This is a genomic window from Stenotrophomonas sp. 109824_Sma (genome assembly GCF_056480025.1).
On the sequence record NZ_CM151078.1, the window covers coordinates 3,378,474 to 3,404,057 of the forward strand.

Genomic DNA, 25,584 nt, shown 5'->3' on the forward strand with positions numbered 1-25,584 from the left:
TCGGCTCCAGAACAACTCAGGTCCGCGGCAGGGTCACGCCGGTCTGGCCCTGGTACTTGCCGCCGCGATCGCGGTACGACGTCTCGCAGACGTCATCGGCGGCCGCCTGGAAGAACAGCATCTGCGCCACGCCTTCGTTGGCATAGATGCGCGCCGGCAGCGGCGTGGTGTTGCTGAATTCCAGGGTCACGTGGCCTTCCCATTCCGGCTCCAGCGGCGTCACGTTGACGATGATGCCGCAGCGCGCGTAGGTGCTCTTGCCCAGGCACACCACCAGCGTATCGCGCGGAATGCGGAAGTACTCGACGGTACGCGCCAGCGCGAAGCTGTTCGGCGGGATGATGCACTCGTCGGCGGTGATGTCGACGAAGCTGCCCGAGTCGAAGTGCTTGGGGTCGACAATCGTCGAGTTGATGTTGGTGAACACCTTGAACTCGCGCGAGCAGCGCACGTCGTAGCCATAGCTGGACGTGCCATAGCTGACGATGCGCTGGCCGTTGGCCTGCTTCACCTGCCCGGCCTCGAACGGCTCGATCATGCCGTGCTGCTCGGACATGCGGCGGATCCAACGGTCACTCTTGATGCTCATGCTTTGTCCTGGGGGTACGAGGGGGCGCGAGGATTCTAGCAGGGGCCCGGCCTCGGCCGGCGGCCCCTGCACCCGCACTTACAGCAGCGACGACAGGATCGGGATCGAGGCCCGTGGGCGCTTGCCGACTTCCTCGATCAGGCGCTGTGCGGCATGGCGGTAGGCCTGGGCCGGCGCCGAATCCGGCTGGGCGACGGTGATCGGGGTGCCTGCATCGCCCTGTTCACGGATGCCGATCTGCAGCGGCAGCGAACCCAGCAGCGGCACGCCGTACTGCGCGGCCATGCGCTCGCCACCGCCCTCGCCGAACAGGTGCTCGATGTGCCCGCAGCTGCTGCAGGTGTGCACCGCCATGTTCTCCACGATGCCCAGCACCGGCACCTCGACCTTCTCGAACATCTTCAACGCCTTCTTCGCATCCAGCGTGGCGATGTCCTGCGGCGTGGTGACGATCACTGCACCGGCCAGCGGAATCTTCTGGGTCAGGGTCAGCTGGATGTCACCGGTGCCCGGCGGCAGGTCGATCAGCAGGAAATCCAGGTCGTCCCACAGGGTATCGTTGAACAGCTGCGTCATCGCCGAGGTGGCCATCGGGCCACGCCAGATCATCGGCGTGTCCTCTTCGATCAGGTAGCCGATCGACATGGTGTCCACGCCGAACGCACGCAGCGGCTCGATGCTCTTGTTGTCCGGGCTTTCCGGGCGGCCGGACAGGCCCAGCATGGCCGGCACGCTGGGGCCATAGATGTCGGCGTCGAGCACGCCCACGCGCGCGCCAAGCTGCTGCAGCGCCACGGCCAGGTTCACCGAGGTGGTGGACTTGCCGACGCCGCCCTTGCCCGAACCGACCGCGATCACGTTGCGGATGCGGGCATGCGGCGTAAGTCCCTTCTGGACCTGGCTGACATGGGGACGGCGGGGAGAACTGTTCACAACGAGCACCGGCGGGGTCAGGGGGATAACCCGACATCATACAAGCTGGACGTAACCTGACTGAAATTCAGGATTGCGACAGATTCGTGCACAGATTGTTAAGTTCATGTTACGTTCGATAAGCACTGTTTTGAGCTGTGGAGCCGGTTGTTCCGGCCCGCGCGATGGCGCATGCGCAGTGCCGTTTTTGTTTTTGCTCTCCAATGGAACTACATGAAACACGTCAGCAATACCGCACGTCGCAACACGCTCACCGTCGCCCTGATTTCCGCTCTGATGGCCGCCGCCCCGGCAATGGCTCAGGACAAGGCGACCAACCTGGACAAGATCACCGTCACCGGTTCGCTGATCCCGCAGACCCAGGTTGAAACCCAGACCCCGGTGATGTCCATCACCGCCGAAGACATCCAGACCCGCGGCTTCAGCAGCGTTGCTGAAGTGCTGCAGCAGTCGTCGCTGACCACCGGCGGCCTGCAGGGTGGCCAGACCTCGGGTGCGTTCACCCAGGGCGCCGAAGCCGCCGGCATGTTCGGCCTGAACCCGGGCTACACCAAGTACCTGATCAACGGCCGCCCGATGCTCTCGTATCCGGCGCTGTACAACGGCAGCGAGTCGTTCAACAACATCAGCGGCATCCCGATCGACATCGTCGAGCGCATCGAAGTCCTGCCGGGCGGCCAGTCGTCGCTGTACGGTTCGGACGCGATCGCCGGCGTGGTCAACATCATCCTGAAGGAACGCATGGACGGCGGCACGATGTCGATCCGTGGCGGCACCTACACCGAAGGTGGTGGCAGCAACATCCGCTTCAGCGCCGCCAAGGGCTTCAACGCGTTCGACGACCGCTTCCACGCGCTGGTCAACGTGCAGATCGAAAACGGCAGCCCGATCTGGGGCTACCAGCGTGACATCACCAAGCAGAACAACCCGGTCGGTTACACCGCGCAGCTGCCGTCGAACGACTTTGCCGTCATCGGCAACGCCGACAACAAGCTGTACATGATGGACCCGACCCGCTGCGCCAACGTGGCAGGCCTGTACGACGGCACCACCACCGTCGGCAAGCGTGCATCGGGCGAATCGTGCGGCTCGGTGTACAGCGCCGGCTACAAGACCCTGAAGAACGGCAAGAACAGCGGCCAGTTCTACTCGTCGATGACCTTCGACGTGAACGACAACTTCCAGCTGTTCGCCGACGTGCTGTACAGCAAGGAAAAGACCGAGTTCACCTCTGGCTCCAGCGCCCTGTGGTGGGGCACCAAGTCGGTGATGGGCGGCTTCTACGACCAGGGCCTGGGCAAGGTCGTGAACCTGCAGCGCGCGTTCGCACCGGAAGAAATCGGCCCGGGCCACTACAACAACATCCTGAACTCCGATGAGAGCCGTTCCTACCAGGTCACCCTGGGCGGCAAGGGCATGGTCGGCGACTGGGACTACAGCGCCAGCTTCACCCGCGGCGAATACCGCCTGGACCAGAACCGCTTCGCGCGCTGGAAGGACAAGATCGAAGGCTTCTTCGGCGACACCGTGCTGGGCCCGCGCCTGGGCACCACCGCCGATGGTTTCGGTATCTACAACCCGAACTACGCCGCGTTCTATTCGCCGATCACCCCGGACCAGTTCGCCAGTTTCACCGGCTATGGCACCCACCGCAGCAAGACCTGGCAGAACCTGGGTCGCGTGCAGGTGACCAACGGTTCGCTGTTCTCCCTGCCGGGCGGCGACGCCGGCCTGGCCGTCGTGCTGGAAGGCGGCAGCGAAGGTTGGGACTACTCGCCCGACCAGGCCTTCATCGATGGCAACGCCTGGGGCGCCAGCGCCGTGGCCGGTGCCGGCCACCGCAGCAACTACGCGGTGACCAGCGAACTGCGCATGCCGGTGTTCGAGTCGCTGACCATCAGCGCCTCGGGCCGCTATGACGCCTTCAAGATCGCCGACAAGACCGTCGACAAGGCCACCTACAGCATCGGCCTGGAATACCGCCCGGTTGAAAGCCTGCTGCTGCGCGGCAAGTACGGCACCGCGTTCCGCGCGCCGACCCTGTCCGATGCCTTCCAGGGCATGAGCGGCTCGTTCGCCTCCGGCCAGAACGATTACTACCGCTGCAGCCAGATGGGTTACGCCCTGCGTGACGAAGCCTGCTCGTTCTACAAGACCACCTCGGTGTACAGCGAAAAGTCCGGCAACCCGGACCTGAAGCCGATCACCGCCGACGTGTGGAGCGCAGGCGTGGTGTGGGCCCCGGTGAGCAACTTCTCGCTGTCGGTCGACTACTACAACTGGAAGATCAAGAACGAGGTCAAGACGCTGAGCACCGACCAGCTGCTGCTGGCCGAGTACCAGTGCCACAACGGCCTGCCGAACAACACCTCGGCCAGCTGCCAGAACGTGACCGACTGGGTGACCCGCGACGCCGGTGGCAACCTGACCCGCGTGTACACCCCGAAGCTCAACGTGGCCAGCCAGAACCTGGAAGCGGTGACCGTCGGTGCCAAGTACCAGCAGGATCTGGGCCGCTTCGGTTCGCTGATGTTCTCCGGCAACTACACCAACATGCTGAAGCGTGAAGTGGTGGCCCTGCCGGGTGCGCAGAAGCTGGACCTGCTGAGCGATCCGTACAACATGTGGTACTACGACAACTTCGCCAAGGTCCGTGGCGACGTGTCGGTGGGCTGGGCCATCTCCAAGTTCACCACCACCGTGTACGCCAACTACGTCGGCAGCACCCCGAACTACCTGGCCTACACCGGCCGCAGCTATGACTATGTCCACTCCTCCGGCGCCAAGGCCGGCAAGTGGGGCTCGTACACCACGTACAACATGAGCCTGAACTACCAGGCGCAGGACGATCTGACCCTGTCGCTGATGGTCAACAACGTGTTCAACAAGCTGCCGGAAGGCCAGCGCTACAACTACCCGGGCAACGAATCGACCCCGTTCAACGACGGCTTCTACAGCGTCTACGGCCGTCAGATCTCGGCCCAGGTCAAGTACGACTTCTAATCCCCGTCGTATTCCGGACTCCGTGTCTGGACCAGGCCCCGCTTCGGCGGGGCCTTTTTTTTGGAGCGCTGAACGCCTCGACCGGCCTGCAGCAAAAAGCGTGATCGACACCGCACAAACATCTGCGTTCAAGGGAACGCCGGTGGATCACAACGCATTGATTCTGAAGGGACATTCGCAACGTCGACATGCTCCCTTGCACGTCGCCATCTTTTGAAACATGCCAAAACAAATCACCTTACCCATTGATTCAGAAGCTTTTTTCCGCTCTACGGACGCACGTGGATGTGACAGGCCCGTGTTGGCAACGTTAACGACGTGTTACGGTCGACCTGAATGGAATCACACTGAACGAATCATTAATGCGCAGGGAGTGCGCCGCCAAGACATTGCTCACTACGGGGATCCACCATGTCTCGCCAACGTTCCACGCTGTCGCGCCACCCTCTGACCCTCGCCCTGCTCGGCACCCTCCTGGCCTCTGGTACCGCCCTGGCCCAGGACGGCAATGCGCCGACCCAGCTTGACCGTGTGACCGTCACCGGATCGCTGATTCCGCAGACCGAGATCGAGAACCACACGCCGGTCCTGACCGTCACCGCCGAGGATATCCAGACCCGCGGTTTCACCAGCGTCGCCGATGTCCTGCAGCAGTCCTCGCTGTCCACCGGCGGCCTGCAGGGCGGCCAGACCTCCGCATCCTTCACCCAGGGCGCCGAAGCGGCCGGCATGTTCGGCCTCAGCCCGGGCTACACCAAGTACCTGATCAACGGCCGCCCGATGCTCTCGTATCCGGCGCTGTACAACGGCGGCGATACCTTCAACAACATCAGCGGCATCCCGATCGACATCGTCGAGCGCATCGAGATCCTGCCGGGCGGCCAGTCCTCGCTGTACGGTTCGGACGCGATCGCCGGCGTGGTCAACATCATCCTCAAGGAGCGCATGGATGGCGGCGTGCTCAATGTGCGTGGTGGCGCCTACAGCGAAGGCGGCGGCAACAGTTTCCGCCTCAGCGGTGCACGCGGCTTCAATTCGAAGGACGACCGCTTCCATGCACTGGTCAACGTGCAGTATGAAAAGACCAGCCCGATCTGGGGTTACCAGCGTGACCTGACCAAGGTCAACAACCCCGACGGCTACAGCCCGCAGTACGTCTCCAATGATTTCCTGGTTCTGCTGCCGGCCGCCAACAACCGCTACGCGATGATGGACCCGAACCTGTGCGCCAACGTGGCGGGCCAGTTCGACGGCACCACCGTGCTCGGCACCCGGCCGACCGGCCAGGCCTGCGGCTCGGTCTATGGTACGGGTTACAAGACCATCAAGAACGGCAAGGAAAGCGGGCAGATCTACAGCTCGGCCACCTTCGACGTGAACGACAATTTCCAGCTGTTCGGCGATGCGCTGTACAGCCTGGAAGAGGTCAAGTACGCAACCGGTTCCGGCTACACCTGGTGGGGCACCTCCTCGGGGTGGGGCCGCTTCTATGACCAGGCCAGCGGCCAGTACATGAACCTGCAGCGCGTGTTCGCGCCAGAGGACATCGGTGGCGGTGGTTACCGCGACATCATGAACACCGACCGCAACAAGGCCTACCAGGTCACCCTCGGCGGCCGCGGGACCGCAGGCAACTGGGACTACAGCCTCAGCTTCACCCGTGGCGAGTACAAGCTGACCGAGCGCAATTTCGTGCGCTGGAACGACCCGATCAACGATTACTTCGAGCAGCGCGTGCTGGGCCCGGTACTGGGCACCACCAGCACCGGCTATGACATCTACAGCCCGAACTGGGAAGCGTTCTATGCGCCGCTGCCCGCCGGCGACTTCCAGAGCTTCACCGGCTACAGCTACAGCGAGAGCCGCACCTGGCAGAACCTGGCCCGTGCCCAGGTCACCAATGGCTCGCTGTTCAAGCTGCCCGGTGGCGATGCCGGCTTCGCCGTGGTTGTCGAAGGTGGCAGCGAAGGCTGGGATTACACGCCCGACCCGGGCCTGATGGACGGCAGCGTGTGGGGCACCACCGCCGTGTCCGGTGCCGGCCATCGCAGCAACTACGCGGTGACCACCGAACTGCGCATGCCGCTGCTGGAAACGCTGACCGTCACCGGTTCCGGCCGCTATGACGCCTTCAAGATCGGCAGCAACACCGTCGACAAGGCCACCTACAGCGTCGGCATCGAGTTCCGTCCGATCGAAAGCCTGTTGTTCCGCGGCAAGTACGGCACCGCCTTCCGCGCACCGACCCTCTCCGATGCCTTCCAGGGTCGCAGTGGTTACTACGCCAACGGCTCCACCGACTACTACCGCTGCGGCCAGCTGGGCTACGACCCGGCCAACACCACCGGCTGCCCGTACGACAGCGTCTCGGTGTTCGGCACCCGCTCGGGCAACCCGGACCTGGAGCCGATCACCGCCGATGTCTGGAACGCAGGCGTGGTCTGGGCACCGATCAACAACCTGTCGCTGTCGGTCGACTACTACAACTGGAAGATCAAGAACGAGGTCGACACGCTCAGCTCCGACCAGCTGCTGCTGGCCGAGTACTACTGCCGCAACGGCCAGTCCAACAACACCTCGGCCAGCTGCCAGAACGTCAGTGACTGGATCACCCGTGATGCATCGGGCGTGCTCGATGAGATCTACACGCCGAAGATGAACGTCGCCCGCCAGAACCTGGAAGCGCTGACCGCCAGCTTCAAGTACGTGCAGGACATCGGTCGCTTCGGCTCGCTGCAGTTCTCGGCCAACTACACCGACATGCTCAAGCGCAAGCTGCAGCCGCAGCCGGGTGACGAGTACCTGGACCTGCTGCACGACCCATACGCGATGTGGGTGTACGACTCGTACGCCAAGGTGCGCGCGGACGGCTCGATCGGCTGGGCCAAGGACAACTGGACCACCACCCTGTACGCCAACTACATCGGCAAGACGCCGAACTACATGGCTTACGTGGGCAATGGTTATGACTACGTCCACAGCTCCGGCTACAAGGCTGGCAAGTGGGGCTCCTACACCACCTACAACCTGAGCGTGAACTACCGCGCGATGGAGAACCTGACCCTGTCGCTGATGGTCAACAACGTGTTCAACAAGATGCCGGACAACCAGCGCTACAGCTACGCCGGCACCAGCGGCCAGCCGTACAACAACTACCTGTACAACGCCTACGGGCGCGCGATCTACGTGCAGGCCAAGTACGCGTTCGGCGTGAAGTAATCCAGCAACCGTAGCAACGGAAAAGCCCCGCCATGGCGGGGCTTTTTCGTGTCCAGCATGACCGTTCGGAAGAACAGGCCCTGGTACACCAGGGCCTGCCGATTTCCGGCCCTTCCGCTCAGCGGAAGCTGTAGCGCAGGCTGGCCATGTAGCGACGGCCCAGCGCGTCCAGCACGTACGGGAACGGACCGATGTCGTCGGACAGGTTCAGCACCGACAGGTTCACGCGTGCGTTGTCGGTCAGGCGGTAGCTGACATTGGCATCCCAGGTCGTCCAGCTGTCACGCTTGAAGTACTGCCGGCTTTCCGGGGTTGCAGTCAGGCTGAACTGCGAGCCGCTGGTGTAGTTGGACGTCACGCCATAGCTCCACTTGCCGATGGCATGCTGCGCCGTCCAGCGGAACTGGCGCTTGGGCTCGTCGAACGTACCCACGCGCTCCACGAACGGCACATCCGCGTTGGCGGCCTGGCCACGGTTCTTCGGCATGTAGCCGTAGAAGCCCAGTGCCACCTGGCCGAATCGGCCCATGTCCCAGTTGTAGTCCACTTCGGCCGTCCAGCCGCGGAACATCAGCACCGGGCCATTGCCGTACTCGGTACGGATATCGGTGGCCGCACCACTCAGCGGATTACGCGTCACCAGGCTGCAGAAGCGGTTGGCGTTGGGCACGTCGGAGGCATTGAAGTCCGGGTTGTCGAAGCAGCCGGTGATGATGTCGGTCGGGCTGAGGCTGGTGATCACATCGGTGATCTTGATGTCATACCAGTCGGCCGCGACCCGCAGGCCCTTCGCCCAGTCCGGTGCGAACACGATGCCCGCTGTCCAGGACTTTGCCTTCTCGTTCTTCAGGCCGGTATAGCCGTTGACCGAGCCGAGGGTGTTGGTCGGCGACGCCTGGAACGTTGCCGGGTCCGCACCCGGGTAGGCCTGGAAGAAGGCTTCGCAGTTGCGGCGGCGAATCGCGGGATTGGTGCCGCCGTTGATGGCCGACACCGAGCACACTTCCGGGATGTTGTAGTACGCAGGCTGCAGCGAGGTGTAGAGCTCGGCAATCGAAGGTGCACGCAGCGACTGGGTCTTGCTGCCGCGCAGCTGGATTCCCGCGAACGGCTCGTACTGGATGCCATAGGTGTACGCATTGAAGCCACCGGCCACCGAGTTGACCACACGGCGGCCCTTCAGGGTCACGTCCAGGCGGTGCAGGCCCGGCAGATCCCAGTCGGGATTGAACAGCGGTGCAAGGAACTCGGCGAAGATTTCATTGGTGTGATAGTCGCCCTTGGCGCCCTGGATCGGCACCGAACGCCCCTGCCCCAGCCGCTGGTACTCGCTCGGAGTAAATGAACCTTCTTCGCGACGATGCTCCACGCCTGCGGCGAAGGAGAACTCGCCGCCCGGCAGGTCGAACAGGCCACCGGTCACCGACGCGTTGAACACAGTCTGGCGCGTCCGTGCCTTGGCCAGGGTCGGCGTCGACACATAGGCCAGTGCTTCAGGCGATGCCTGGTTCTCGCCGAACAGGTTCAGCGGGCGGCAGTTCGGATCGGCAGTGGTGCCCGGGGCGGATGCATCACAGACGATGTTGCCGCTGGCATCGCGCTTCACGTTGAGCGCATTGATGAAGTTCTGCTGGATCAGGCCGGTTCCCTTGTAGTCGAAGTCGCCTCGACCGTGGGTCACACTGGTTTCCCAGTTGAAGCGGCGCTCGCCGATATCGAAGAAGCCGTCCAGGCCGAGCACGATGCGGCTCAGGCGCGTATCGGTGCTGGCGTTGTTCATGCTCAGGTCGCGCGAGGAGCGCGACAGGCGGAACGAGGTGATGCCGTTCTCGGCCAGGATGCGGCGCGACTCGGCACTGAGGAACGGATTGTTCGCGCTGAACAGCATCGCGCCGCTCTGGTCACCACTGCCATCGGGGTTTGCGGCACCAAAGCCGGCGGCGTTGTAGACGTTCTGGTCCAACGTCTCGCGCGCGGTCGCGCTGTAGTGCGACAGTTCGAAGAAGCCACGCACGTTGTCGTTGAAGTCGAAGCTGCCGGTCGAATAGACCGTACGGCGTTCGAGGTCAGCGATCAGCGGGACGGTCTCATTGAGGTTGAGGCCATCGCCACCGGACGCATTGCCGCTGGGATAGGAGATGCCCGGATCGAAGGCAACCAGGTCGCCCTTGTTGTTGAAGTGCCAGAGCTTGTTGTTCGGGCCGAAGCCGTTCAACTCACCCGTGGCATTACGCTGGTAGCTGCGCCGCACCTGGATGTCCGATGGCATGATCAAGCCACCGAAGGTCATGCTGGAGATGCGCCGGTTGCGGATCCAGACCTGGTCGGCGATGCCGTCAGCCGGCCCGGTATTGAACGGGATGCTGGGATCGATGCGGCCGTCATTGCCCGGGGTACGCCATGGTTGGAAGCGCGCCACGTTCGCTGCCGTCGGATTGGTCTGCAGGCTGTAGCCGTTGCGGTAGAAGTCGCGCTGGAGCGCGTTCACGCCTTCGCTGTTGTCCAGTTCGGCAGCGATGGTGAAGTGGCCACGACCATCGGCGAAACCGCTGCCGAAAATGGCGGACCACGAGTAACGGTCATTGTCGTTCTTGGTGGTCCTGCCAAAGCCGATCTCAACTTCAGCGCCTTCAAACTTGTCACGCAGGATGATGTTGTTCACGCCGGAGATGGCGTCGGAACCATACGTGGGGGCGCCACCGATGCTCAGACTTTCCACACGCTCGACCATCACGGTCGGGATCGAGTTCATGTCGACCTGGATGCCCGAGCCACCGCCCGCACCGAACACGGTTGGCGGTGCGGAGGTCACGAAGCGGCGACCGTTGACCAGGGTCAGCAGGCGGTTGCTGCCGAGACCGAAGCGGCTGGCGAAGTTCACGCCTGCGCCGAAGCCGGCCTGATCACCGCGCGAGGAGACGCCGGCAGAAACACCGGGAATCTTGGTCAGCGCATCGATCAGGTTGGTGTGCCCGTACGCCTCGATGTCCTGGCGGGACACCACGGCGGCCGGTTCCAGGGTGTCATAGCCGGCGCGGTAGATGTGCGAGCCCGTTACCGTGATGCGGTCCAGCTGGGTGGCCGCGGCTTCATTGGAAGCCTTCTTCGCGCTCTCGGCAGTCTCCTTGGCAGCCTCTCCCTCCTGCGCGAAGGCAGGCAGGGCGACGGCAAGCAGGATGGCCGAGGTGAGCGCGAGACTCAACGGATTACGGGGTAGTGGGCGAGTCTTCTCCATGTCTCTCTCTCTGAAAGTGAAGGCATAAAAAGCTCTGCATCGGCAAGACAGAGGAAAAGTAGTCAGCAACTGTTCACGTGCCGATAACGGAATTCATACACAGATCGACACGAAACGGCAACATTCAGCAAAAGTTCAATTTCATATGACACACCGTGGAATAGAGCATGAGGGCGTGAGCTGGCCCGAGGATTTCTCCAATAATCCTTTCCAATCAGCACCTTGAGTCGACACCACCAGAACCCGCGGCAACCATCGCACGCCCTGGACAGGGTTCCGGACACGTCCTGTCCCGGCAGCCATCCAGCGCCTGCATCCTCGGCAACTGCGAACACGGGTTCATAATCAATTCACCCAATGCAACTGGAGAGGGCCGGCCTTCGTTCGGCGCTTCGGCGGAGCCTGGGGTGCCCTTCTGCGCCGCCCTTCTGGCGTCTGTGCGCCCCTTGCGCAGGGGCATGACCTTCGACACCCTTGCAGGTCTGCCCGGCGGCGTATCGTTCGGCCCACGGTCGCACCTGCGGCCACTCCCTGACTCACTCGGCCTGGAGGCCATTCAAGTGACCCGTACTCCCAAGATCGTGCTGCTGACCCTGGCCGTTTCGGCCGCGCTGGTTGGCTGCGGCAAGACTGAAACCCCGGCCAAGGACGCCGCCGCCTCCGCCCCGGCCACCGCCGAAGCCACCAACTACACCTTGGACGACAGCAAGCTGCCGGCCTACAACGCCTTCCAGCCGAGCGACCTGGACACCACCAAGGACGCCTGCACCGCCTTCGGCGACTACGTCAACAGCAAGTGGCTGGCCGCCAACGAAATCCCGGGCGACCGCACCAGCTGGGGCGCGTTCACCATCCTCGACGAGCGCTCGGTGGCCGTGCAGCACCAGCTGGCCGAACAGGTCGCGCAGGTCAAGAATCCGAACCACATCGAGAAGATCGTCGGTGACCTGTGGGCCACCGGCATGGACGAGGCAAAGATCAATGCCCAGGGCATCGAGCCGCTGAAGGCCGACCTGGCTGCGATCGACGGCCTGCAGGACAAGGCGGCCATCGCCAACTACCTGCGCACCAGCGCCGCCAAGGGTGACAACATCCTGTTCGGCTTCGGCGCCGAAGCGGACTTCAAGAACTCCGCCATGAACATGGCCTATGCCAGCCAGGGCGGCCTGGGCCTGCCGGATACCACCTACTACACCGATGCCAAGAACGCCGACAAGCTGAAGGCCTACCAGGCGCACGTCGCCAAGGTGCTGGAGCTGTCCGGCGTGGCCGCGGCCGATGCGGCCAAGCAGGCCGAGGACGTGGTCAAGTTCGAAACCCGCCTGGCCAAGGCCTCCAAGTCGCGCGTGGAGCTGTCGCGCAACGTCGAGCTGTACTACAACCCGGTCACCCTGGCCGACGCCGACAAGCTGACCCCGAACTTCAGCTGGACCGAGTTCTTCAAGTCGCAGGGCGTGGCCGCGCCGGAGAAGTTCTCGCTGGCCATGCCGGCCTTCCATGAGGAAGTGAGCAAGTCGCTGGCCGACACCGATCCGTCGGTGTGGCGCGCCTACCTGCGCTTCCACACCGTGGACAGCGCCTCGCCGTACCTGGCCGATGCCTTCGTGCAGGAGAACTACGAGTTCTACGGCAAGACCCTCAACGGCCAGAAGGAACAGAAGCCGCGCTGGAAGCGCGTGCTGGGCACCATCGAGAATGATGCCGGTGAAGCCTTCGGCCAGCTGTACGTGAAGGTTGCCTTCTCGCCGGAAGCCAAGGCGAAGATGGAAGAACTGGTGAAGAACCTCGCCGCCTCGCTGAAGGACCGCATCCAGGGCCTGAGCTGGATGAGCGAAGAAACCAAGGCCAAGGCCATCGCCAAGTGGGAAACCTTCACCCCGAAGATCGGTTACCCGGACAAGTGGCGTGACTGGGCGGGCCTGCAGACCCAGCGCGACAGCTTCCTGGGCAACGTGCGCGCGGCCAACGAGTTCAACTACAAGTTCAACCTGTCCAAGATCGGCAAGCCGGTGGACAAGACCGAGTGGGGCATGACCCCGCAGACCGTCAACGCCTACTACAACCCGCTGCAGAACGAGATCGTGTTCCCGGCCGCCATCCTGCAGCCGCCGTTCTTCGACCCGAAGGCCGACGACGCGCTGAACTACGGCGGCATCGGTGCGGTGATCGGCCATGAAATGACCCACGGTTACGACGACCAGGGCGCACGCTTCGGGCCGACCGGCAACATGGAAGACTGGTGGACCCCAGCCGACAAGAAGAACTTCGAAGGCCTCACCGGCAAGCTGGTCAAGCAGTTCGACCAGTACAAGGTCGACGGCCAGGCAGTGAACGGCCACCTGACCCTGGGCGAGAACATCGCCGACCTGGGCGGCCTGGCCACCGCCTACGACGCCCTGCAGAAGGCCACCGCCGGCAAGGAAGATGCGAAGGTCGACGGCTTCACCCGCGACCAGCGCTTCTTCTTCAACTGGGCCACCGTGTGGCGCACCAAGTACACCCCGGAAAACGCCAAGGTCCGCCTGGCCACCGACCCGCACGCCCCGGCGCAGTTCCGCGCCATGGGTGCGCCGTCGAACCTGCCGACCTTCGCTGCCGCGTTCCAGTGCAAGGCCGGTTCGCCGATGGCCCGCACCGGCGAGCAGCAGGTGGTGATCTGGTAAGCCACGGCTGACGCTGCGGCAGACCTGCAAAGGCCCGGGAATTCCCGGGCCTTTGTTTTTCCGGGGTGTTTTTCATCCACGCATGGCGTGGATCTACTGATCTCGGCACTCCCCGGTAGCGGCCGACCTTGGTCGGCGAAAGCAGCGTGATGCGTGCATGCCGCGCCCATGCCCGGCTTGCTATAGTGCGCGCGCCCTCAATCCATCACGGATTCGTTCCACATGCCCAATTTCCGTCCGCTTGCCATCGCCCTGGGCATCAGCCTGGCGACCCTGGTCCCGACCCACGATGCGTTCGCCGCCGCCAAGAAGAAGGCCGCGCGCGCCCCGGCCGTCAGCGCCCAGTGCAGCGACTTCTACGACGCCACCAATGCAGGCTGGCTGAAGGCCAACCCGGTGCCGCAGACCGGTGCCACCACCGCGCTCGGCCAGCTGGTCGACCGCAGCCGCCAGCAGCAGCGTGAACTGCTCGACGCCGCAATGAAGTCGCCGCAGGGCAACGTGCAGAAGCTGCTGGGCGACTTCTGGGCCAGCGGCCTGGACGAAGCCGCCGTGGAAGCGGACGGTTCCAACCCGATCGCGCCGCTGCTGACCCGCATCAACGCCATCAAGAAGGCCAAGGATGTGCCGGCCTCGATCGCCGCGCTGCACCAGGTCGGCATCCCGGTCGCCTTCAACTTCGGCCCGGACGTCGACCTGAAGGCACTGGACCGCCACATCGGTTACTTCATGCAGGGCGGCATGGGCCTGCCGGATCCGGCGTTCTATACCCGCACCGACGCCGACACCGTGGCGCTGATGGGCCGCTACCGCAACTACGTCAAGCAGATCCTGGCGCTGACCGGCACCCCGGCGGCCAAGCTGGATGCCGAATCGCAGTCGGTCATCGCGCTGGAGACCGAGCTGGCGCGCAATGCGCAGTCGCTGGCCGGCATCAACAACCCGTTCAACAACTACGCGCCGATCTCCACCAAGGAGCTCAACAGCCGTTACCGCAACCTGCAGCTGGACGCGTTCCTGAAGGCACAGGGCGTGGACGACGACCTGGTCTCGCTGGCCGACCCGGGCCTGTTCAATCAGCTCGATGGCATGGTCACCAAGCTCAAGCCGGACCAGTGGAAGGCCTACCTGCGCTGGCGCGTGGGCGACTCGATGGCGCCGTACCTGTCCAAGGCCTACCGCGACGCAGAGTTTGAGTTCCGTGGCCGCGTGCTGCGTGGCGAAACCCTGCCGCCGCAGCGCTGGGAAGACGTGCTGGACGCGATCAACGTGGCCGCCGGCCCGATGGTCGGCCGCGAGTATGCGGCCCGTTACCTGTCGGCCGAAGACCGTCGCCAGGCGGCGTGGATCGTCGACAAGCTGCGCGAAGTGCAGATCGAGGCGGTCAAGAACAACAGCTGGATGAGCGCCGAAGCCAAGACCGAAGCGCAGGCCAAGCTGGCCGCGCTGAAGATCGAGATCGGCACCCCGCTGCGCGACCTCGACTACAGCGTGCAGCCGATGGGCCGCGGCTCGTTCGGCGGCAACATGCTGATCGCTTCGACCTGGCGCCACCGCGAGGAAATGAAGCGCATCGGCAAGGGCAACGCCGACCGCCGTTGGGATGTGCTGCCGCAGCAGCCGTCGCTGGCCTACGACCTGGCACAGAACCGCCTGATCGTCACCGCCGCGATCCTGCAGGGCCCGGTGTTCAACGCCAAGGCCGACGCCGCCGACAAGTTCGGCAGCTTCGGTGGTCTGGTCGGCCATGAGCTGACCCGTGCGATCGACGCCAAGGGCGCGCTGGTCGACGCCAAGGGCGAACTGCGCAGCTGGTGGACCCCGGCCGACAAGACCGCCTGGACCCTGCTCGGCAACCGCGTGGCCGCGCAGTACAGCGCCTACGACTTCCCGGGCGTGAAGGGTGCCAAGGTCAACGGCACGCTCACCCAGGAAGAGAACCTGGCCGACATCGCCGGCCTGGAGCTGGCCTGGGCGGCCTATACCGCGCAGGAGCCGAAGGCCAAGCAGGCGCAGCAGCAGGGCTTCTTCCGCGCCTGGTCGACCCTGTGGGCACAGCAGCTGTCGCCGAACGAAGCGGTGCGCCGCCTGACCGCCGACATCCGCGCGCCGGGCCTGTGGCGCAGCAATGGCACGCTGGCCAATCTGCCGGCCTTCGGTGCCACCTTCAGCTGCAAGGCCGGCCAGCCGATGCAGCGCAGCGAAGCCGACCAGATCAAGGTCTGGCGCTGAGCCAACCGCCGTACCCGTAATACAGAGGGCGCCTTCGGGCGCCCTTTTTTTGCGGGTGCAGCACGATCCCGGGTTAACACCGCGCATGCTATCGCTGCGGCTTCGTCCATCGCGGAGCCCCGACATGGCACACAAGAACACGATCTGTGTCTGGTACGACAACGGCGCGCTCGAGGCCGCCACCTTCTACGCCAGCATCCTGCCCGACAGCGCGGTGACCGCCGTGCATCACGCCCCCGGTGACTTTCCGGACGGCAGGGAAGGCAACGTGCTGACAGTCGAATTCACGGTCTGCGGCATTCCCTGCGTCGGCCTCAACGGCGGCACCGCGTTCAAGCACAGCGAAGCCTTCTCCTTCCAGATCCAGACCGAGGACCAGGCCGAGACCGACCGCCTGTGGGATGCGATCGTCGGCAACGGTGGCCAGGAGAGCCAATGCGGCTGGTGCAAGGACCGCTGGGGCATCTCCTGGCAGATCAGCCCGCGCATGCTGATCGAAGCGGTGACCAGCAAGGACAAGGCATTGGCCAAGCGCGCCTTCAACGCGATGATGCCGATGAAGAAGATCGACATCGCCACCATCGAAGCGGCAATCAAAAAAGGGGACGGAGGGGATTAAGTCGTTTCTCCCCATCCCTGTGCGCAGATGCAGATTGCGACTTAATCCCCTCCGTCCCCTTTTTGCGAGGTGCTGATGACCTGGGATGCGATCGTCGTTGGTGGTGGCCACAACGGCCTGGTCTGCGCGGCCTATCTGGCGCGCGCTGGAAAGAAGGTGCTGGTGCTGGAACGTCGTGGCGTTCTCGGCGGTGCCGCAGTCACCGAGGAGTTCCATCCCGGCTTCCGCAACTCGGTGGCGTCGTACACGGTGTCATTGCTGCAGCCAAAGGTGATCGACGACCTGCAGCTGCATGCGCATGGGCTGCGCATCGTCAATCGTCCGGCCAACAACTTCCTGCCGCTGGAGGATGGTCGTTACCTGCTGTCGGCCCCGGGCCGCACCCAGGCCGAGGTCGCGAAGTTCTCCGAGCGGGATGCGCAGCGGCTACCCGAATACGAAGCGCGCCTGAAGATCTTCGCCGACGTGCTACGCGCGTGGGCTCTGCGCGCGCCACCGGATGTCGGCGTTGCCGGTGGTTGGCGCGCGCTGCCTGCGCTGTGGCAGATGGGCCGTCTCGGTCGTGAACTGGCGACGCTGGATGTCTCGCTGCGGCAGGAACTGCTGGACCTGTTCACGCTGTCGGCCGCCGAGTACCTGGACCGCTGGTTCGAGAGCGAGCCGATCAAGGCGCTGTTCGGCTTCGATGGCATCGTCGGCAACTACGCAAGCCCGTATACACCGGGCAGTGCCTACGTACTGCTGCACCACGTATTCGGCCAGTGCAATGGCGTGAAAGGTGCATGGGGCCACGCGATCGGCGGCATGGGCGCAATCAGCCAGGCGATTGCGGCCTCGGCACGCGAGGCCGGTGCGGAACTGCGCGTGGAGGCCGGGGTGCAGCGCGTGCGGATTGAACAGGGCCGCGCGGTGGGTGTGGAACTGGCCAACGGCGAGATCCTGCGCGCACGCGCGGTGGTCGCCAACGTCAATCCGAAGCTGCTGTACGAACAATTGCTGGAACCGGCACAGGTACCCAACGCAACGCGCGAACGCATGGCGAACTGGCGCTGCGGTTCGGGCACGTTCCGGATGAACGTGGCGCTGTCGCGGCTGCCGGATTTCAGCGCCCTGCCCGGCCCCGGCGATCACCTCAGCGCCGGCATCATCATGGCACCCAGCCTGGACTACATGGACCGCGCCTGGCTGGACGCGCGCCGCGACGGCTGGTCGCGCGAACCGATCGTGGAGATGCTGATCCCCAGCACGCTGGACGATTCGCTGGCGCCGCCCGGGCAGCATGTGGCCAGCCTGTTCTGCCAACACGTGGCGCCGGTGTTGCCTGAAGGCCGCCATTGGGATGATCACCGGGAGACCGTGGCCGACCTGATGATCGCCACCGTCGAACGGCATGCGCCCGGCTTCACCGCCAGCGTGCTCGGTCGGCAGGTGCTGTCGCCGCTGGATCTGGAACGCACCTTCGGCCTGGTCGGCGGTGACATCTTCCACGGCGCGCTGAGTGCCAACCAGTTGTTCTCGGCGCGGCCGATGGTCGGCCAGGCCGGCTATCGCGGCGCCCTGCCCGGGCTGTACCTGTGCGGTTCGGGCACCCATCCCGGTGGTGGCGTCACCGGTGCGCCCGGGCACAATGCCGCGCAGGTGGTGTTGCAGGATCTGTAGAGGTGTGCCGACCAAGGTTGGCACCTACCGCGTCAAATGATCCTTCGGATCATTTGACGCTGCGCAGATGGTTCGGGCGCTTCGGTGGGCCGGGCGGGCGGCGCTTGTTGAACGGCGGCTGCCCCCGCCAGTAGCGGATCAGCAACCACCCGAACAGCATGCCGCCGAGGTGCGCGAAGTGGGCCACGCCGGGCTGCCAGCCGGTCATGCCCAGCACCAGCTCACCCACGCCGAACAGGATCACAAAGGTCCGTGCCTTCATCGGGATCGGCGGGAACAGCAGCATCACCCGCTGGTTGGGGAACAGCATGCCGTAGGCCAGCAGCAGGCCGAACACGCCGCCGGAAGCGCCCAGCACCGTGGCCGGGTTTTCCAGCAGCGTCCCCACCAGCAGCTGGCAGACACCGGCACCGGCCACGCACACCAGGTAGTACAGCAGGAAGCGCTTCTCGCCCCAGGTCTGCTCCAGCGGCGCGCCAAACATGAAGACCGCCAGCATGTTGAAGAACAGATGGCCGAAGCTGCCATGCAGGAAGCCGTAGGTCAGCAGCTGCCAGGGCTGGAAGTTGCCGCCCGGCGAGAATGCGTCGAAGCCCTGCTGCAACGGTTGCAGCATGAAGGGCTCGAAGGTCTGCATGCCGAGCAGGAACGGCTGCTGCAGCAGGAACAGGATCGCGTTGGCGATCAGCAGGGCCTTGGTGACAGTTGGCAGTCGCGGGAACATGGGAGCACCGGCATGGAACGGCCTCCATCATAGCCGCAGCATCGTGTCTTGTTGGCGACCCGCAGGTCCGGCCTGTTCAGTCGCCAGCGATGCTCAGCCCGGGCCCCACACGGCCGCGTCCAGCGCCGCCGCCGGATCGGTCACCGGCATCCGCACCCGGCCGTTCTCCACCCGCACGCCCTCGGCGCGCAACCGCTGTGACTGCTCGCGCCAGCCGGCCGACCCTTCTTCCATGGCAATGCGCCCATCCGAGCGCAGCACGCGGTGCCAAGGCAGGTCCGGGTCGTCGTTCTGGCCAAGGATGCGCGCGGTCAGGCGTGCGCGCCCGGGCAGGCCCGCACGCATCGCCACCTGGCCGTAGCCCATCACCTGCCCCGCCGGGATCGCGCGGATCACCGCCAGGATGCGCGCACGAGCCTGCTCCGGCGTCAGCGCCGCAGGCGGGTCACCAGCAGAACGCCGATCAGCACCAGCACGGTGCCGGCGATCTGCGCCGGCCCCATCGGTTCGTCGAGCAGCCATAGGCTCATCACGATCGTGGAAACAGGGCCCAGCATACCGACCTGCGCGGCCAGCGACGAACCCACGCGCTGCACTGCCAGCATGATCGCCAGCACCGGCAGCACCGTGCACACGGTGGCATTGACCAGCGACAACCACTGCACCGGCGCCGGCGCCTGCCACAGCAGCGGCAGCGGATGGGTCACCGCGAAATGCAGCAGCACCAGCACGCTGGCCACGCAGCTGGCGTAGGCGGTCAGCCGCACCGCACCAATGCGCGCGACCACCTGCCCACTGCCGAACAGGTACAGCGCATAGCTGAGCGCGCTGCCCAGCACCAGCAGGCTGCCGACGATGATCTGCCCACCCTCGCGCTGCAGGTCATGGCCGAAGGCCAGCAGCACGCCCAGGTAGCTCAGCACCAGCGCGCCGATCTGCCAGCGGCCCGGTCGCTGGCGCGCCAGCAGCACGTTGATCAGCAGTACCAGGGTCGGGTTCAAGTACAGGATCAGCCGTTCCAGGGTCACGCTGATGTACTGCAGCCCCTGGAAGTCGAGCAGGCTGGACAGGTAGTAGCCGGTGAACCCCAGCCACAGCACGCGGGCGCGGTCAGCCCAGGACAGCGGCTCGGCCCGCCGCGCGGCCCACACGGCCATCAGTGCGAACAGGGGCAGCGCCATCAGCATGCGCAGGGCGAGCAAAGTGGTGGCATCCACGCCATGGCGCAGACCGAGCTTGACGATGATCGCCTTGCCGGAAGCAGCGATGGCGCCGATCGCGGCCAGGCCGATCCCCCCCAGCGCGATGCGAGGGGAGGCGGTAGCGATACGGGAAGCGGTGTTGGACATCAGGACGACGGCGGGCCGCGTGGAGCGGCTGGGGAAAGCGTGGGGGCGGCCATTGTCGCATGGGGGCGTCCGGTGCCCGCCCCGGTAGCGCTGAGCGTGCCCGAATGCCGCCTTCTGTAGAGTCGAGCCATGCTCGACTGCTTTCGCACGGCAGTCGAGCATGGCTCGACTCTACAACCGCAGGTCAGCGCATCAGCACCACTTCCTCGGCCGAGGTCGGGTGGATCGCCACGGTGTCGTCGAACTGGGCCTTGGTCGCGCCCATCTTCACCGCCACCGCGAAGCCCTGCAGGATCTCGTCGGCCGCTTCACCCAGCAGGTGGATGCCCACTACCCGTTCGTCCGGGCCGGCGCAGACCATCTTGAACAGGCTGCGCTGGGTGCCGTTGGCCAGCGCCTGCAGCATCGGGCGGAAACGGCTGTGGTAGACGCTCACCTGGTCGAAGCGCGCGCGCGCTTCCTCTTCGCTCATGCCCACCGCGCCCAGCGGCGGATGCGAGAACACCACGCTCGCCACGTTCCCGTAATCCATCTTCGACTGCGGGCGCCCCCCGAACAGCCGATCCATCAACCGCCGCGATGCGGCCACGGCCACCGGCGTCAACCCGACCTTGCCGGCGATGTCACCCACCGCATGCACGCTCGGCACGCTCGTGGTCTGCCATTCGTCCACCTGCACCTGCTGGTGTTCGCCGATGCCGATGCCGAGCGCTTCCAGGCCAAGGTCACGACTGTTGCCGCGGCGACCGGTCGCGAAGAACACTGCGTCGAACACATTGTCGAGCGGGCCGTCATGACCGAACGCACGCACGCGTTCGCCATCGCGCTGCAGCTCGCGCAGGCGGTAGTCGAAATGGATGCGCACGCCCTGCTGCTTCAGGTTCTCGGCCAACTGATCGGTCAGCTCGTAGTCGAAGCGCTCCAGCAGCCGCTTGCCGCGCACCAGCAGGCTCACGCGGCTGCCGAGCGCCTGCAGCAGGCCAGCCAGTTCCACCGCGATGTAGCCACCGCCGATGATCGCCACCTCGGCCGGCGCCGCACGCAGGTCGAAGAAATCGTCGGAGACCAGGCCCAGCTCCGCGCCGGGAATGTCCGGGCGCAGCGGATGCGCGCCGGTGGCGATCAGGATGTGCTCGGCGCTGTAGCGCACGCCGTCACTGCAGGCCACGGTGTGCGCATCAAGCAGATGACCACGTGCCGGAATGCGCACCACGCCGGTTTCGTCCAGGCGCTTGTGGTAGCTGGTATGGATGTTGCTGATGTAGGCCTGGCGATGGATCACCAGTTCCTTCCACGACAGCGCCGGGCGCGCTTGAACATCGAACCCCATCGCGCTGGCCAGGCCGATGCGCTCATGCAGGTCAGCCGCCAGCCACATCGCCTTCTTCGGCACGCAGCCAACATTGACGCAGGTCCCGCCCAGCTCACCGGGTTCCAGCATTGCCACGCGCTTGCCGTGCTGCGCGGCGCGGATCGCACCGGCCAGGCCGGCGGAGCCGCCACCAAGGACGATCAGGTCGTAATCATAGGATGCAGTGCTCATCGGAATCGCTCGGGTCGGTAAGGGGCAGGATCGATCGCTGGCGTGCGGCCGCAGACGAGATCGGCGATCAGCTGGCCGGTGCCGGCGCTCATGCTGATGCCGAGCATGCCATGCCCCGCTGCAAGCCAGACGTGAGGATGCGCGGGCGCGCGGCCGATCAGCGGCACGTCGTCCACGCTCATGGGGCGCCACCCGCACCACTGCTCCTGCAGCTGCGCACCGCGCGGCGCGCGCAGGTAGTGGTCGGCGGCCTGCTGCAGGGCCTGCAGGCGACGCGTGCGCAGCTGCGGGTCGGCGCCGGCGAACTCCATGGTGCCGCCCAGGCGCAGCGCGTCGCGCCAGGCAATCACGAACACGGAATGATCCTTCAGCACGACCGGACGCTGCGGCACCTGCTCCGGTCGCGACCAGGTCAGCGAATAGCCCTTGCCGGGCTGGATCGGCACGCGCAGGTCCAGCTGCCGTGCCCAGTCGCGCGACCACGGGCCGGTGGCCAGCACCAGCTCACGCGCCCGCACGGTCTGCTGGCCGGCCTGCACGCGTACGCCCTGCGCATCGTCACTGAATCCCTGCACGTCCACCTGTTCGTCGATCACTACGCCCTGCGCGCGCAGCACGCGCGCCAGCTCAGCGGTGTAGCGGTCCGGACGCAGCTGCGCATCGCCGGGAAAGTGGATCGCACCGGCGAGGCGATCATGGAACGCGGGATTGTCGCGCGCATAGTCGCCGCCATCGATGCAGGCCGTGACAATGCCCTGCGCGTTCAGCGCCTCGCACTCGGCCGCATGATGGTCGAAGTTGCGGGCGTCACCGAACACATAGTCCAGCCCGCGCGCAGCGAATTCGCAGTCCAGCGCATGCGTCTGCACCCAATGGGCCAGGCGCAGCCGTGAATCATTCAACAACGCGCCGCGTGCCCGTGTGGAGTGCAGCCAGTCGCGCGCATTGCAGCGCGCCCCGAACTGCAGCAACCAACGCCACAGCGTCGGATCCAGCCGCGTACGCACGTACAACGGCGCACGCGGATCGAGCATCCAGCGCAGCGCACGCAACGGCACGCCGGGGGCCGCCAGCGGTGGCGCATGGCTGGGCGTGACGGTGCCGCAGTTGCCATGCGACGTCGCACCGCCGACGCGCCCACGGTCGATCACCCGCACCTGCCGCCCCTGCGCACGCAGCGCGAGCGCGGCGGCCAGTCCAATGGCACCGGCGCCGACCACGATCACGTCCTCGTGTGCGCCCTGCATCGATCAGCCCTGCGCGGCCCCACGCCGCATCGGTGGCCATTGCCGATAGGTCATCGCACGCCATACCCACTCGATCGGGCCGAAGCGGAAACGGCGCAGCCACAGGTGCGAAATCACCACCTGGGCGGCAAACAGCAGCAGCGCGAACAGCAGCTGCACGCTGCGCGGCATCATCTCGAACCTGCCCAGGCCATAGTGGTAGAAGGTCCAGGTACACAGCAGCGACTGGCCAAGATAGTGGGTCAACGCCATGCGCCCCACCGGCGCCAGCCACGCCAGCCGCGTGCGCCAGTGCACGATCCACGCCAGGTAGCCCAGGCACATCGGCAGCCCGCCAACCGTGACCAGGGCCATCGCCGCCGTCACCGGCAGGTTGTACGCACCGGGTGCCAGGTAGGGTTTCCAGGCAACCCCCAGCAACGTGACCAGCAGGCCCAGCGGCAGTGCGATCCAGCGCAGCGACGCGTACAGCCGCGGGAAGCGCTCCGGCGTCGCCAGCGCACCACTGCCGGCGAACCAGCTGCCGATCAGGAACATGCCCAGCACTTCCGGGCCGGTGATCAGCAGCGCGCCCATCGAGGTGCCGAACTCGCTCAGGCGCTGCACATTGGCCTGCGCCCAGCTGCCCTGCCCGTACACCTGCCGCTGCAGGTCGATGCTCTGCTGCGCCTCGGCCAGCATGCCCCGCACCTCTTCGGCCGAAGCCATCGACACCATCGCGCCCACCAGCAGCATCATCGCTACACCGCCGAGATAGACGATCACGCCCATCCACGGCAGCCAGCTGCGCGGCGCCTCGCGGCAGGCCAGCAGCGGCAGCGAGATCAGTGCATACATCACCAGGATGTCGCCGGACCAGACCAGCAGTGCATGGCACAGGCCGATCAGCAGCAGGCCGGCGCTGCGGCGCAGGTAGAACGGGGTGAAGTCGCGCCCGGCCACCTCGGCGCGTTGCGCCATCACCGCAAAGCCGGCGCCGAACAGCAGCGAGAACAGGGTGAAGAACTTCCCCTGCACGAACACGTAGACGAAGGCGTCGGCCCAGTAGTCGATGCCCCGCCAGTGCACGTCGATGCCGGTGAAGGCCAGATCCAGCGGGCCACTGAAGGCCTCGATGTTCATCAGCAGGATGCCCAGCAACGCGGCACCGCGCAGCACGTCCAGCACGGCGATGCGTTCGCCGGAAGCCACCGGCTGCAGGGAAGGAGAAGCGGCGTTCACGGGGGGTCCGTCGGACAGGTCCGCCATTATGCCGCCGGCCCGTGCACCATGGATGGCCGCGCCGTGTTCCACATACGCAACGGCCCGCCGAAGCGGGCCGTTGCTGCCATCACGATCGCACTGCGATCAGTGCTGGTGGCCGCCGTCACCGTGGACGTGGCCGTGGTCCAGCTCTTCCTTGCCGGCTTCGCGCACGTCGACGATTTCGACGTCGAAGTGCAGGTCCTTGCCGGCCATCGGATGGTTCAGGTCAACGTCGACGACGCTCATGCCGACCTTCTGCACGGTCACCGCACGCGGGCCGAAGTTGGTCTGCAGCACGACCTGCTGGCCCGGAGCCAGCTTGGTGTTGCCGAAGTGCTTCTTCGGCACGCGCTGGGACAGGCCTTCACGACGCTCGCCGTAGGCATCGGCCGCCTTGACGTCGACGTTGAAGGTCGCGCCGGCTTCCTTGTCCATCATGGCGTTTTCCAGGCCCGGGATGATGTTGCCGTGACCGATCAGGATCGCCAGCGGCTCGCCGCGGTCCTTGGACGATTCGATCGGCTCCTGGCCGACTTCGGAAACGGTGTAGTGGAAGCGGACAACGCGGTCTTTTTCGATCTTCATGCGCAACTCTGTCTGGATCTGCCGGAGGCAGGCGGGTTGGGGCGGGTTGTCGCCCGACGGGGACGCCGCCATCATGACGGCCAATCCAAGGTGGCGCATTATCCGGAGATCATGCACATCACGCCAGTTTCGTCCGGCCTGCGCCGGTTCCTCGCCCCGGCCCTGCTGCTGGCCCTGCCCCTGTTGATGACCGCCTGTGGCGGTGGCAAGGCCACCCGCCCGGCGCCGCCCCCGCCCACGGCGAACTGGCCAAAGACCGTGCCGGACAACCCCGAGGCTGCCAACTCGGTGCTGATGCGCGCCATCAGCCTGGTCGGCACGCCCTACCGCTACGGCGGCAACACCCCGGATTCGGGCTTCGACTGCAGCGGCCTGGTCGCCTATGTCTATCGCGAGATGCTGGACCTGCGGCTGCCGCGCACCTCGCGCGACCTGGCGGCGGTACAGGGCCCGAAGATCGACCCGCAGCGCCTGGCCACCGGCGACCTGGTGTTCTTCGGCAGCCGCGGCAGCGTCACCCATGTCGGCATCTATGTAGGTGAAGGGCGTTTCGTGCATGCGCCGAGCACCGGCGGCACCGTGCGCCTGGACTCGCTCAGCGGCCCCTACTGGAAGGACCACTACACCGGCGCGAAACGTGTCCTTCGCTAAAATGAACAGGCGATATGTTCAAAACTGTGACGCACATCACCCTGAAACTAACGGTTTACTAACGGAATTTTTAACTTATTGCCGCTTT

17 protein-coding genes are annotated in these 25,584 nt (G+C 65.4%); 7 read left to right on the forward strand and 10 right to left on the reverse strand.

The genetic code is table 11. The annotated features are described in order from the left end of the window. Positions 1-16 precede the first annotated feature (16 nt). Together dcd and apbC are read right to left on the reverse strand one after the other, a co-directional pair. Positions 17-589: a dCTP deaminase gene (dcd, locus tag ACZK1G_RS16065; protein WP_014037995.1), complete on the reverse strand. Its 573-nt coding sequence runs from the start codon at positions 587-589 to the stop codon at positions 17-19. A 78-nt stretch (positions 590-667) separates the two neighbouring features. Beyond that, positions 668-1,522, reverse strand: coding sequence for an iron-sulfur cluster carrier protein ApbC (gene apbC, locus ACZK1G_RS16070; protein ID WP_042359268.1), 855 nt, complete (start codon positions 1,520-1,522; stop codon positions 668-670). A 213-nt stretch (positions 1,523-1,735) separates the two neighbouring features. Here apbC and ACZK1G_RS16075 point away from each other — a divergent pair, with 213 nt between their 5' ends. Next, positions 1,736-4,525, forward strand: coding sequence for a TonB-dependent receptor plug domain-containing protein (locus ACZK1G_RS16075; RefSeq protein ID WP_049445602.1), 2,790 nt, complete (start codon positions 1,736-1,738; stop codon positions 4,523-4,525). Between the two features lie 411 nt (positions 4,526-4,936). After that, positions 4,937-7,744, forward strand: a complete 2,808-nt coding sequence (locus ACZK1G_RS16080; RefSeq protein ID WP_049445604.1) for a TonB-dependent receptor domain-containing protein — start codon at positions 4,937-4,939, stop codon at positions 7,742-7,744. A gap of 118 nt (positions 7,745-7,862) precedes the next feature. Here the strand turns inward: ACZK1G_RS16080 and ACZK1G_RS16085 are convergent, their stop codons facing one another. Then, on the reverse strand, positions 7,863-10,979 hold the full coding sequence (locus ACZK1G_RS16085) for a TonB-dependent receptor domain-containing protein (protein WP_049445606.1): 3,117 nt from the start codon (positions 10,977-10,979) through the stop codon (positions 7,863-7,865). Between the two features lie 560 nt (positions 10,980-11,539). Between ACZK1G_RS16085 and ACZK1G_RS16090 the strand changes: the two genes are divergently transcribed. The 4 genes from ACZK1G_RS16090 (at position 11,540) to ACZK1G_RS16105 (ending at position 18,152) form a co-directional block, all read left to right on the forward strand. Continuing rightward, complete coding sequence (locus ACZK1G_RS16090) at positions 11,540-13,642, forward strand: M13 family metallopeptidase (RefSeq protein WP_049445607.1); 2,103 nt, start codon at positions 11,540-11,542, stop codon at positions 13,640-13,642. Positions 13,643-13,864: 222 nt separating this feature from the next. Beyond that, positions 13,865-15,874, forward strand: coding sequence for a M13 family metallopeptidase (locus ACZK1G_RS16095; RefSeq protein ID WP_101765873.1), 2,010 nt, complete (start codon positions 13,865-13,867; stop codon positions 15,872-15,874). Between the two features lie 124 nt (positions 15,875-15,998). Next, positions 15,999-16,493 (forward strand): VOC family protein, encoded by a 495-nt coding sequence (locus ACZK1G_RS16100; RefSeq protein ID WP_101765874.1) that lies wholly within the window; start codon positions 15,999-16,001, stop codon positions 16,491-16,493. 75 nt (positions 16,494-16,568) lie between these two features. Next, positions 16,569-18,152: a phytoene desaturase family protein gene (locus ACZK1G_RS16105; RefSeq protein WP_101766432.1), complete on the forward strand. Its 1,584-nt coding sequence runs from the start codon at positions 16,569-16,571 to the stop codon at positions 18,150-18,152. A gap of 49 nt (positions 18,153-18,201) precedes the next feature. Here ACZK1G_RS16105 and ACZK1G_RS16110 read toward each other — a convergent pair whose 3' ends face one another. From ACZK1G_RS16110 to ACZK1G_RS16140, 7 genes are all read right to left on the reverse strand, one after another. Continuing rightward, positions 18,202-18,876 carry a rhomboid family intramembrane serine protease gene (locus ACZK1G_RS16110; protein WP_005410509.1) on the reverse strand — a complete coding sequence of 225 codons (675 nt, stop codon included), beginning with the start codon at positions 18,874-18,876 and terminating at the stop codon, positions 18,202-18,204. 93 nt (positions 18,877-18,969) lie between these two features. Beyond that, entirely contained in the window at positions 18,970-19,398 is a 429-nt protein-coding gene (locus ACZK1G_RS16115) for an MGMT family protein (RefSeq protein ID WP_424143700.1), read from the reverse strand. Further along, positions 19,305-20,225, reverse strand: a complete 921-nt coding sequence (locus tag ACZK1G_RS16120) for a DMT family transporter (RefSeq protein WP_075677048.1) — start codon at positions 20,223-20,225, stop codon at positions 19,305-19,307. Before ACZK1G_RS16120 ends, ACZK1G_RS16115 begins: the two co-directional genes overlap by 94 nt. Before the next feature lie 184 nt (positions 20,226-20,409). Beyond that, positions 20,410-21,768, reverse strand: a complete 1,359-nt coding sequence (gene gorA, locus ACZK1G_RS16125; protein ID WP_075677046.1) for a glutathione-disulfide reductase — start codon at positions 21,766-21,768, stop codon at positions 20,410-20,412. Next, positions 21,765-23,015, reverse strand: coding sequence for an NAD(P)/FAD-dependent oxidoreductase (locus ACZK1G_RS16130; protein WP_049445618.1), 1,251 nt, complete (start codon positions 23,013-23,015; stop codon positions 21,765-21,767). Before ACZK1G_RS16130 ends, gorA begins: the two co-directional genes overlap by 4 nt. A 3-nt stretch (positions 23,016-23,018) precedes the next feature. Further along, positions 23,019-24,263: a DUF418 domain-containing protein gene (locus ACZK1G_RS16135; RefSeq protein ID WP_101765875.1), complete on the reverse strand. Its 1,245-nt coding sequence runs from the start codon at positions 24,261-24,263 to the stop codon at positions 23,019-23,021. A gap of 99 nt (positions 24,264-24,362) precedes the next feature. Then, positions 24,363-24,845, reverse strand: a complete 483-nt coding sequence (locus ACZK1G_RS16140) for an FKBP-type peptidyl-prolyl cis-trans isomerase (RefSeq protein ID WP_014647924.1) — start codon at positions 24,843-24,845, stop codon at positions 24,363-24,365. A 111-nt stretch (positions 24,846-24,956) separates the two neighbouring features. On the opposite strand from ACZK1G_RS16140, the gene ACZK1G_RS16145 reads away from it, so the two are divergent. Beyond that, the gene (locus tag ACZK1G_RS16145) at positions 24,957-25,496 is read left to right on the forward strand and encodes a C40 family peptidase (protein WP_049445709.1); all 540 of its coding nucleotides are present in this window, start codon (positions 24,957-24,959) and stop codon (positions 25,494-25,496) included. The last annotated feature ends 88 nt before the right edge of the window (positions 25,497-25,584 follow it).